This is a genomic window from Flavobacteriales bacterium (assembly GCA_020435415.1).
Taxonomy (GTDB): Bacteria; Bacteroidota; Bacteroidia; order JACJYZ01; family JACJYZ01; genus JACJYZ01.
This window is the reverse complement of the sequence record JAGQZQ010000102.1, coordinates 1-11,174: the sequence shown is the minus strand read 5'-3', so window position 1 is coordinate 11,174 and position 11,174 is coordinate 1. Positions and strand designations below refer to the sequence as shown.

11 protein-coding genes are annotated in these 11,174 nt (G+C 46.6%); 6 read left to right on the top strand and 5 right to left on the bottom strand.

Features of this window, described 5'->3' with window-relative positions; genetic code table 11:
• The 4 genes from KDD36_13130 to KDD36_13115 all read left to right on the top strand — a co-directional run.
• A partial coding sequence (locus KDD36_13130; protein MCB0397591.1) for a hypothetical protein occupies positions 1-200 on the top strand: 200 nt, incomplete at its 5' end.
• A 14-nt stretch (positions 201-214) separates the two neighbouring features.
• Complete coding sequence (locus KDD36_13125; protein MCB0397590.1) at positions 215-727, top strand: hypothetical protein; 513 nt, start codon at positions 215-217, stop codon at positions 725-727.
• A gap of 212 nt (positions 728-939) precedes the next feature.
• On the top strand, positions 940-1,758 hold the full coding sequence (locus KDD36_13120) for a type IV toxin-antitoxin system AbiEi family antitoxin domain-containing protein (protein MCB0397589.1): 819 nt from the start codon (positions 940-942) through the stop codon (positions 1,756-1,758).
• A gap of 4 nt (positions 1,759-1,762) precedes the next feature.
• Positions 1,763-2,608, top strand: coding sequence for a nucleotidyl transferase AbiEii/AbiGii toxin family protein (locus KDD36_13115; protein MCB0397588.1), 846 nt, complete (start codon positions 1,763-1,765; stop codon positions 2,606-2,608).
• A gap of 445 nt (positions 2,609-3,053) precedes the next feature.
• Here the strand turns inward: KDD36_13115 and KDD36_13110 are convergent, their stop codons facing one another.
• From KDD36_13110 to KDD36_13100, 3 genes are all read right to left on the bottom strand, one after another.
• Entirely contained in the window at positions 3,054-3,764 is a 711-nt protein-coding gene (locus KDD36_13110; protein MCB0397587.1) for a DUF2807 domain-containing protein, read from the bottom strand.
• A 1-nt stretch (position 3,765) separates the two neighbouring features.
• Complete coding sequence (locus KDD36_13105; protein ID MCB0397586.1) at positions 3,766-4,809, bottom strand: acyloxyacyl hydrolase; 1,044 nt, start codon at positions 4,807-4,809, stop codon at positions 3,766-3,768.
• Between the two features lie 276 nt (positions 4,810-5,085).
• Positions 5,086-6,528, bottom strand: a complete 1,443-nt coding sequence (locus KDD36_13100) for a glycosyltransferase family 39 protein (GenBank protein ID MCB0397585.1) — start codon at positions 6,526-6,528, stop codon at positions 5,086-5,088.
• A gap of 386 nt (positions 6,529-6,914) precedes the next feature.
• On the opposite strand from KDD36_13100, the gene KDD36_13095 reads away from it, so the two are divergent.
• On the top strand, positions 6,915-7,793 hold the full coding sequence (locus KDD36_13095; protein MCB0397584.1) for a mechanosensitive ion channel: 879 nt from the start codon (positions 6,915-6,917) through the stop codon (positions 7,791-7,793).
• A gap of 71 nt (positions 7,794-7,864) precedes the next feature.
• On the opposite strand, the gene KDD36_13090 is transcribed toward KDD36_13095, so the two are convergent.
• Positions 7,865-8,182, bottom strand: coding sequence for a nucleotidyltransferase family protein (locus KDD36_13090; protein MCB0397583.1), 318 nt, complete (start codon positions 8,180-8,182; stop codon positions 7,865-7,867).
• Positions 8,183-8,234: 52 nt separating this feature from the next.
• On the bottom strand, positions 8,235-10,355 hold the full coding sequence (locus KDD36_13085) for an RNA-binding transcriptional accessory protein (protein MCB0397582.1): 2,121 nt from the start codon (positions 10,353-10,355) through the stop codon (positions 8,235-8,237).
• Between the two features lie 174 nt (positions 10,356-10,529).
• Here KDD36_13085 and KDD36_13080 point away from each other — a divergent pair, with 174 nt between their 5' ends.
• Positions 10,530-11,174 carry a hypothetical protein gene (locus KDD36_13080; GenBank protein ID MCB0397581.1) on the top strand — a complete coding sequence of 215 codons (645 nt, stop codon included), beginning with the start codon at positions 10,530-10,532 and terminating at the stop codon, positions 11,172-11,174.

Sequence of the window (11,174 nt, the reverse complement as noted above, 5' to 3'; positions counted from 1 at the left end):
CACTTTCTGGAGCATATTTTCGAAAAAACCGAACGGCTGGAACCACCTTTTCAATTTTCTACTGCATAATCTGGGATGATGATATGGCTAAATTTCCAAAAGAACTTAAAGACAAAATAGACAGGGCAAAATTCATACTGATGGATAACTATAAACTAATAGAAAAACTATGGCCTGTGCACAAGCTTAGTTTGGAATAGAAAATCGTGCATTTATGGATACCGAAAAAATCATTAATTCCATAGGGTTTAACTGGAATTGTCTCCTTTTAACGAGGGCTGTTTTTAGCAATAAGGACTTTGGTGTAAGTATGTCCTATGATTCCCCTGGTTTTTACACTCAAAGGATTATTGATGTTTCCGTTAATTGGAGAAAACTTGGAAAGTTTAAAGATGTTTATAATCCGAAATTATTGAACTATTGGCATAATGCAAATTTCATCATAAGAATATACGGAGTCTTAGATGAGTACAAACTCCTGGAAAAGAATAATAGGAAGAAATCAAAGGCACTGCAACTAATCCACATTTTAAGAAATAAAGTTGGCGCACATCAAAATGGTCTTCAAAGACCAAAGAAAAAATATTTAAGGAAAGTCAATGAACTATTTAAAGAATTGAGAATTAGAGAAATGGAGATTGATAAAATATCCAACTTTGACCTTGCTATAGACAGTGTACTACTAAAACTAAAGAATGCATTGGTTGAAGATATTCGAACCTTCTAAAATCATTCTTCAATTTTTTATCCCCACTTCCCTTTTCCCCTCCCCCGAGTTACAGTGTGCAACGAATCCGTTCATTCGTTCACCAAACACAAAGCCATGGAACACGAGTCCCATTCCGGTCGGATGGTTCCGGCCTTCGATATACGGGGAAAATCCCAGGATAATTCCTATATTTGTATCATGATTGTGAGATTATAGCTCACATTTAGTATATGAATAAGGGTATCTCATACAGATCATCGGAGCTTCTGGATGGACTTATAAGCCGGCAAAAGGAATTCTTTACCCTAAAAGAAGCATCAGAAATTCTTTCCGGCAGGGATAACTCAACGGTACGAAAACTTCTCAGCGATATGACCAAGAGAGGCGTAATCATGCGTATCAAAGAAGGCCTGTATCACCGCGTGCCGTACGAGCAACACCCTGATCAATATTTTCCCAACTGGCATTTGACTGCGGAAGCCATGATGCAGCCTAAAGAATATTATATCGGGTTCTACAGTGCCCTGAATATTCACGGATTGATCACACAGCCATCCATGGTAGAACAAGTGGTTACGCATGAGCAAGTGAAGCCCAAAGTGCAACAAATAAGGAATGTCCGGTTTGAATTCATCACCTTAAGCGAAAAGCGTTTCTTTGGCTACAAAAAACAATGGATTGACGACTTCCATAAAGTAAACTGCAGCGACCTTGAAAAAACATTTCTGGATTGCCTGTATAAACCGGATTACGCCGGGGGTATTACGGAAATAACCAAAGCACTATACAAATCAAGGGAGAAATTACAACCGGTAAAATTTCAGGATTACCTTGAAAAGTTCAATACCCAGGTCGTATATAAGCGACTTGGTTTTATTATAGACGCACTTGGGCTTTTTCCGGAATTGCAAAAGTTTGTGGCAGGAAAGATATCGTCATCCTATGCTCCCTTGGATCCTTCACTTGACAAGTATGGGAATTATAACTCAAGATGGGGCATTATAGATAATATCGACTTTAAAACGGTTCTGGGCTCGATAAAAACATAAGCCAGTGATACAACCGGGAGAAATACAATCCATAGCCGGAAGGGAAGGTGTCCGGGACACACAAATTGAAAAGGACTACGTTGTTTCCTGGGTGACCTATGGTGTTTCAAACAATCCGTTCCTGAAGAAGAACCTGGTATTCAAAGGTGGCACAGTATTGAAAAAAGTATACTTCCCGGATTATCGTTTTTCGGAAGACCTTGATTTCACTTTCACACCTTCCGGCCGCAGCGATAGCGAAGGCGGGGGAAAAGACTTTGACATTGAAGGCATAAAAGCTGCTTTCAACAAATTAATCGAATGGGTGTATGAGGAATCCCGGATTTCCCTCTCTGTTCAGAACGAAACACAACATGATACCGGAAATTACAATTTCTACCTTTCCTATACCGGGCCATTGGGTGGAACCGGAGCCAATAAAGACATCAAAGTTGATATCAGTCAGGACGAACTGATATACAACACACCGGAAGAAAAGCAGATCATCAACACCTATTCAGACCTTGAAGAAAAATACAGCATACTCTGCTACCCACTCGGGGAGGTGATTGCAGAAAAGATGCGTTCTGTTATGCAACGAACAGCTCCCAGAGACATCTACGACCTCTGGTATTTATTTGAAGTAGAAGGGCAGAATATTGAAGATCACATTTTCGCCTTTCAGGACAAGGCAAAGCACAAGGGTTATGATCCCGGCGAATTGATCAGAGTCATGGAGCAAAAAGAAAAGACTTTTGCAAAGCACTGGAACGATCATCTTGCAAATCAAATGACCGAAATACCGGATTTTGATGATGTGTGGCGGGAACTAGGAAAACATTGGAGAAAGTTCCAGAAATTCATTGAATAACCATATCAGAAGTATCCCTGAGTGAGTGCCGTTTTTGAGTGCTGCTTTCGTCTAATTTCATCCACTTTCGTCCCCAAACATCCCCAATCCCCAAACTTTTTTCATACATTTCCACCGTGGTAGTAGAGTGTGCTCTTCGGAGCGATTTCTAAAATGTTTTTCTGGAATGCCAATGAACCATTGAAAGGGGACTTTCAATCGTTCGGTGGAGTTGTTATCATCCGTTTACAGACGGGTGCTGAACGCTTTGTTATTGGCATGGATATGTAAGCGTCAGGCGGATTGGCATGCAGTCGACCGTCCTGTATGTTATAACTAATAACGTGTGCATCATGATACGCCAAGCAAAAACCCTGTTCCTGCTGTTGGTGGTCTCCCCAAGCTCGCGCGGATTTGCAATCCGTGCCTTCTTGTTACGCACTTATTCTCGATAACCCACTCCCCCTCAATGCACCACCAACCTCCCCGTCGAGGTCACTTCCTGTTCAACGATGACCGGTGGGGAACCGTATAAATGAATGTCACCGATGCCGCCGATCTTGTATTCGAGTTTATTTACAACGGTGATCTCACAGTTGCTTCTGGAGTTGTTTTCCACATGGGCAGTGGTGGCGGTGAGGTCCCGGGCATCTACGGACACATAATGGTCATTCCACAAGCGCAGCTGTTCCACCTTTCCGTGCAGACGGATCTTTCCGCCGCTGGGTGAATTCATCCAGTAATAGAAAATGCCGCAGTCGAGCTCCAGGTCGGCTTCGCTGGTCTTGCTTTCGAGAACCAGTCCGAACTCCACGGAGGTAACAGCATTCGTGGTCTCGATGTGGCAGGTTTCTTTCGGGTTCACCTCCTTTAATGGTTTGGAATGGATGTATAGCTTGACATTGTTTTTTGTTGGCGTGAGCCACTTCCATTTTCTTGTGCTGCCAATGATGAGCACGCTGTCTTCCACCGTGTAGGTGATGTCATCCATGAGTTTTTTATCGGCTACAGTGGTGAGAGAGTACACGGTGTCTTCGGTCAGGTATACGTTAAAGGTGGCATCCAACCGGACTTTGTTGAAGGCCGGCAGCGCACTGAACCTTTCCTCCGTGTTGTTCTTTTTACCACAGGCAGACAACAGCAGCAACGCACACAATATGACAAAAACGTTTTTCACTTTACAGTTTGATGCCAAAGCCCAACTCCGGATAGTCCAGGATATAGGCATGGGATTTCATCGCCAGTCTTATGTTAAAGCGGTCGTTCCACTGGTACCGTATGATGCCGCGGTTGTACATCACATTGTTGTCTACATGCTCCGTAAGTCCCAGGTAAATACCCTCCTGGATCGTTACGCTGAAATGGTTATACAGCAGAGTTTGCGAGATGTGTATCCCACTTTGGAAGGGATATGAATTCTTGTAGGTGAGGTCGAACTTGAGCATTTGCAGTTTGGTGGAGGAATCAAAGAACAGGTCGGCACCGGCCCCCAGGTGGAAGGCGCGCCAGAAGGTCCGGTGGCATTCCAGGGACAGAGAACCGGTCCAGAAATAATCCTTGTTCCCTGCGTGTGTCTGTTTGCCACCGATGCTGGTTACCAGGTAGGCGATGTTTTTCCGTTCATGCTTTTCCGGTTCGTGAAACTGGCGTTCGGTGGAAGCACCCAGCCGGTAACTCAGGCCTGTGAAACCGGTGACGTAGTTGATGCCCAGGTTGGGCTTGACGGTGTTGGCATTGGAGAAGTGATCGAAAGACAGACCGGTGTTCAGGTTCAGGCGGTCGGTCAGTTTATAGTCGAGGCCGAAGCGCATGTTGAAATGAATGTTCAGATGCGAACCGGTGGCCACATTCAGGTAGTTGTCGTTGACGTGATACTTTTTGTTGACATAGCCCAGCCCAATCCCGATACGTTGATACAGCCGCAAACGATTCCAGGTGGCGATATTGACCCGGAAGAAATAGGTGAGCGCTAGTTCATGACCGAAGACCTTGTTGTTCCCCAGGGTAGAAAAAAACAGCGACACGCCATATTCCGGGTAGTGGTATAGTTGCTCCCAGGGTGTTTTTCCGGTGGTCTCCCTGAGCAGACAAAGATCAACCGAGTGCACATAATCTTCCGCCACATAGTTGAAAAAGGAATATTCAGGGAGGACGTATCCCACATGCGAGGTAGCCATGAGGCTGGTGTTGTCTGTCCATGAGGATTGGCAGAAGCCTGACATAAAAGAAAGGCAGAATACAACGACTGTGATAAATCGATTTCTCATCTGGCAGGACCTTGGTAATGGCATCCATCCGGCTAGAAGCCTTATAACCGTGGGTATGCAATCCGGGCCCAAGATAATGCCGTTTTCTCACACCTCCCAAAAACCGGTCGCTTTCACAGTTGATTGCGCGGACCAACTATAAATCTCTTCGTATGAAGTTCATCAGTTCTATGATAAAGATGCTCAACGAACTTTGCTCCCGTAATTGAATAATGTCCTCAGGTACTTCCCTCACTGCCCTTCATACTTAACTCTTAATTCTTCATTCTTAACTCCCAAAACCTCATACCTGACAACCACGCCATGGTCTTCGATCACGTCATAATGATAATGGTCGGCGAGGTAGTTTTTGGTTTCGTTCTCCCCCAGGATGATCTGATCTCCCACCTGTAACATAGCAGGGTCTGCGATCTTTACATTTGAACCTTGCTGCTTTAAGATTTTCAAATAAAAATCATGATGGGCATTGTACCCGGGAAAGTAGATGTTGCAGTCCTTCAGTGGCAGGTTCCTCCTGGCAGCCTGCTGAAGGTAAAAACCGATTTCATAAAAATCCTTTTCCCATGGGTATACCTTTGGCATGTAGGTTTGGTCCCATATTTTTCGATAAGGATTGATGCAGATTAGAAACAGTAAAGCCAGGGGAAGCAGATTGATCCGAAGGGAGGCATTCAGCCAGGTATTACAACGTACCCATTCAATGGGAAAATGCAAAGCCTGCGCCACGGCAATGGAGAGGAACGGGTAAATAGGCACATCATACCATTCCAGCTTGGTTTGACTGATAGAAATGACCAGGAAGTAGGTTAATGCCATACACATTGAAAATTGTGACAGACTCCTCTGAGTACGGTTCTTACTGGCAAAACCTATCGCCCACCCAAATGGGATCAGCCAGTACCAAAAGGGCATCTGGAATTGAACGAGGTTGTTGAGATAGAACCAGAAATCCTCAGCATGTCCTTCATTCACTTTGAGGTACCGGCCACCAAGTTCATTTTCGTAAACAGCATTCAGGAAGCCGGGGTTGTATGCTTCGCGCAGAAGGTAATAACCTGATGCCAGTATTAGGAAAGACAACAGGCCGAGGTAGAAGTGTTTGTTCTTCAGCAAAGGGATTAGCTGTTTACGTATAAAAGCATAAGCGACAATGCCAGGAATAAACATCAGGCCGGCAATGCCTTTGCAAAGGATTGCAAGGGCCACTGTACAGAAAAACGCATATAGCGTTTTCGGAATGGGATTCTCACAATAAATGAAGAATAACACACATCCCAGGGTGGTGAATAAAGCAAGCATCGCGTCGTAGTCACCTGTTCTGGTTGAATGAAAATTGAGGTAACCGTGTGTTGTGATGAGCACCATGATGCATATAAATCCAAACCAGAAACTTTTCAGGTATCTCAGGGAAAGGAGCAAGAGAACAATGCATGTTAAAAAACCTGAAATTGCGGATGGTAGTCTGACTGCCAGTTCACCCACCCCGATAACGTGCATGCAGATAACCTGTGCCCAGATCATGAGCGGGGGTTTGGTATTCCACATATCAGGGGCACCGTTGAAATGGGTCACGATCCAATCGCCATCCTCGTACATTTCAAAGGCATTGATGGCAAGTCGGCTCTCATCCCAAAGCCGGATGGGGAGCCTGTCAAGGTGGCCGAATAACGGCATGTACATCAGAAGTATAAGAAAAAAATACTTTGAAAAATTAAGTAATCGGTGCTTCATTCATCGTTTGTGCGGACCTGATGGGTTAATTCATTCAATGCGTAATTCAAATAACCGTGCAATTGATCCTTTTATTATTTTTAGAATATGAGCGTTATTAGGTTGCAGTAACTATCCCCACATATTAATGTTCAATTCACGAAAACGTAAATACTTCCGCATGACATTTGTCATTTCCATTATGCAGACGTTTAACGAACTTTGCTACCCTGAAAGAACAATGGCCCCGGGGGTATTCTTCGATTCCCTTGGTTCTTAACTCTTCATTCTTAATTCATATTTCTTTGCCCGATCTCGACCAACTCATAAGCAAATACAATAGCGGTGCGATGGATGGACTGTGGCTCCGGTTTGCCCATTTTCTTGTCTGGGTCTTAGCCATCTTGCTTCTGGTGATGTTGCTTCGCAGGGGTATGAACAAAGTCCTTGCGGATAATGCCATCCGTTATCGTGTCAGGAAGATTGTCGGACTGGCAGGCTATGCACTCATCTTTCTGGTGGCCATCATCACCTTCACCGGGGAGATGAAATATTTTTCCCTGGCCATCGGGCTGATCAGCGCCGGACTGGCCTTTGCACTTCAGGAGGTGATCCTGAGTGTGGCGGGTTGGGTCACCATTTACGGCGCCGGTCTCTACAAGCCGGGTGATCGTATTGAGATTTACAATGTCAAAGGAGATGTGATCGACATCGGTATCACGAAGACCACGTTGATGGAAATAGGGGAGTGGGTGAAGAGTGATAACTATAACGGCCGCATCGTTCAGATCAGCAATGCCTTTGTCTTCAAAGGTCCTGTGCGCAATTACACGTCCGACTTCCCCTTCCTGTGGGATGAGATCACCCTGCCGATTCGTTACGGTTCAGACCTGAAATTAACGCAACAGATCATCGCCGATGCGGCACAGGCATCCCTCATGGACTATGCGGAATTTGCCAAAGAGCACTGGAAAAAAATGGTGAAGAAATACCTCATTGAAGATGCGAATGTCGAACCGTCCATCTCCATGAAGCTGACGGACAACTGGATCGAGTTCACCCTGCGGTTTGTGGTGGACAGCAAGAAAAGGCGCATGACGAAGAACACCCTCCACAAAGACATTCTTGAAGCCATCGAAAAGACAGAGGGCAAGGTTTCTCTTGCGTCCGCTACCTATGAGGTGGTGGGCTTGCCGGAAGTTAGGGTGAATCTGGCTGGTAAAGGATAACCTCTTCTTTTTGTTTTTCCGCTGTGCTGTTCAGGATAAAGTCGCATTCATCCATCATATGCCGGAGCAATTCAAGCTGCGAGGGAAACATACTCGACTTCCTTTAAAATACGGGGACCAATGTATTTGCTAAGCGACTGAGGTGTAACAATTTCAACTTTCCTGCCCAGCAATTGTTCCAGGAAGAAGGCAAGGTCTATGAAGGTGTCGAAGTTCTTGTGTTCAGGGTAGAACTCTACCAGAAAGTCAATGTCGCTTCCCGCATGAGCCTGGTTGCGGACAAAAGAGCCGAAGATACCCAGATGCTTTACGCCATATGAAAGAATCCGGTCGCGCGCAGACAGAATCCTTACAAGAAGTTCTTCTTTGTTATGGACAGCAGAGTTCATAAACGAAAGATACGATTTTCGGGTTGAATAATTTCAAAACAGGCAATCCCCCTCACACATCCTTCATCGACAACCCGATCCGTTTCCGCTCGGCATCCACTTCCAGTACTTTTACCTGAACCTGTTGGTGCAGGTGTACATGATCCGCAGGGTTGCTTACGAATTCATTGGCCAGATTGGAGATGTGCACCAGGCCGTCCTGCTTCACGCCCACATCCACAAACACCCCGAAGTTGGTGATGTTGGTGATGATGCCCGGCAATACCATGCCAGGCTCGAGGTCCGTGACTTTATGGATGCCTTTCGCAAAAGCAAATGCCTTCGCCTTCTTCCTGGGATCCAGGCCCGGTTTGCGAAGTTCCGCCAGGATATCGGTGATGGTCTCTTCACCGGTTTCGGAGGAGATGAAATTCCTTATGTCAATTTGTGCGATCCGTTCCTCATTGCGCAGCAGGTCCTGTACATCGCATTGCAATGCTTTGGCCATTTTCTTCACGACCGGATAAGATTCGGGGTGAACGGCGGAGTTGTCCAGCGGGTTCTTTCCATCACGGATGCGTAGGAAACCGGCACACTGTTCAAACGCTTTTTCACCCAGGCGGGGAACCTTTTTAAATTCCTCCCGGGAGGTGAATGCCCCATGCTTGGCACGGTAGTCTACCATGTTCTTCGCAAGCTGTGGGCCCAGGCCGGATACGTAAGTCAACAAATGTTTGCTCGCGGTGTTGATGTCCACCCCCACATTGTTTACGCAACTTTCCACCACCCGGTCGAGGGAAGATTGTAATAGTTTTTGATCCACATCGTGCTGGTACTGGCCCACACCGATGGACTTCGGGTCGATCTTTACCAGCTCTGCCAGCGGATCCATGAGGCGGCGCCCGATGGATACCGCACCCCTGACGGTGACATCATATTGCGGGAACTCTTCGCGTGCCACAGGAGATGCTGAATACACAGAAGCTCCGGCCTCGCTCACCACATAAACTTCCAGGTCCCTGTCAAACCGCATGCGGCCGATCAGCGCTTCGGTTTCCCTGCCAGCCGTACCATTCCCGATGGCGATCGCCTCCACGTGATAGGCTTCAATGAGGGAACTGATCTTTTTCATCGACTGGCTTTTCTGATCCTGCGGAGGATGGGGGTAAATGGTTTCGTTATGCATCACATCACCTTTCTCATCCAGACACACCAGTTTGCATCCCGTTCGGAAACCCGGGTCTATGGCCAGCACGCGCTTTTCTCCGAGGGGAGCGCCCAGCAACAATTGACGCAGGTTTTCTGCAAACACCTTGATGGCGTCCTCATCCGCCTGTTCTTTGGAAGTGGCGGCAAACTCATTTTCAATGGACGGGGCCAGGAGGCGCTTGTAGGATTCAAGCACGGCTTCTGTTACCCAACCGGTCACATCATTTTTTACAAAGATGCGGTTCAGCACGTCGATCGCTTCCTCTTCCGGTGGACGAATTGACACGCGCAGAAACCCTTCTTTCTCACCGCGACGCATGGCCAGCAGTCGATGGGACTTACAACGCTTCAGTTTTTCCTCGGTATGAAAGTAGTCTTTGAATTTCTCCGCTTCGTCTTCTTTTCCTTTGACAACTCTTGATGTGATGGTGGCACTGCGGTCAAACACCCGGCGGACGGCGTCACGGGCACTGCGGCTTTCACTTACCCATTCGGCCATGATGTCTTTGGCACCCTGGATGGCTTCTTCTTCCGAGGTCACCTCACCTTTGATAAAGGCATTTACTTTTGAACGTATGCCGCTATCTTTCTGGGCCATCACCATTTTTGCCAGGGGTTCCAGCCCTTTCTTGCGCGCTGTTTCGGCCTTTGTCTTGCGTTTTTGTTTGAAGGGCAGGTAGAGGTCTTCCAGGGCGTGGGCATCCAGCGTGCCTTCAATCTGTGCCCTGAGTTCCGGTGTCAATGCCCCTTGTTCTTCGATGGCACGAAGGATAGCTTCTTTTCTCTTAAGCAGATCCTGTATCTTCTGGTAGGCAACCATGATATCCGCGATGGCGACTTCATCCAGTCCGCCTGTAGCTTCTTTCCGGTAGCGGGAAATAAATGGCACGGTGGCACCTTCTTCAAGCAAAGAGATAGTGGCATGTACCCCGGACAGGGTGATGCCGGACTGGCTGGCGATCACCGCTGCGATGTCTTCGTTCATTTGCATGGGGTAAAGTTAACCAAGAACCTGATTCGGGAATCTATAGATTTCTCTGTAACGTGCTTGGTGGAAAATCTTGGAATGTTGTATTTTAGAAATAGGGAATGATGTGTTCAGACATCTCAATAAAGACTACAATCCTTCGTTGTGGTGGGTGTAACAAAACGCGTAACCATGAAAAAAGTACACTACCTGATTGCAGCCCTCGGTCTCTTGAGTTCCGGTGGCTATGCCCAATCTGAGCTGAAATTAAAAACCGGGCCGGAGGTCATGGGCCTGGGCTTTGAATACCTTGATAATGGCCGCATCAGTGTGGAGGTTGTCGGTTCTTTCTGGTGGAAAAATCAAAGCAATTACTTTATCAACGCGGATGTTGATACCCGGATGAGTAACCTTTATTTAACCGGGATGATCAAAAGGTATTCCGCAAAAAGATACCCTCATTCCGGATTCTTTTATGGCGCTTATCTGCGCTATTGGCGGGAGTTCCGGACGATCATGGATGAAGACAACTGGACGCCGGAGCAGAAATCAAATGCGGAAACCAATGCATCATGGAGATCGACGGAAACCAACAAGGTTTCGATTGGGGGTGTGGTAGGTCATAAGTTCCATGCCAGCGACAGGATTTATCTCGGGTACACCCTTGGGATCGGTGTCTCTCCCGGTGAATTTGCCTACAGGAGAAGAATTGTTGATTATAACCGCAATGTGGAAAAAACGGGATATAACCGTGACCTCATGTTTCGTGAATTATCATTGGCCAGTGCGCTATTCCAGGTTAGCGTAGGTTATCGGTTCGGAAGTTTGGAAGAATAG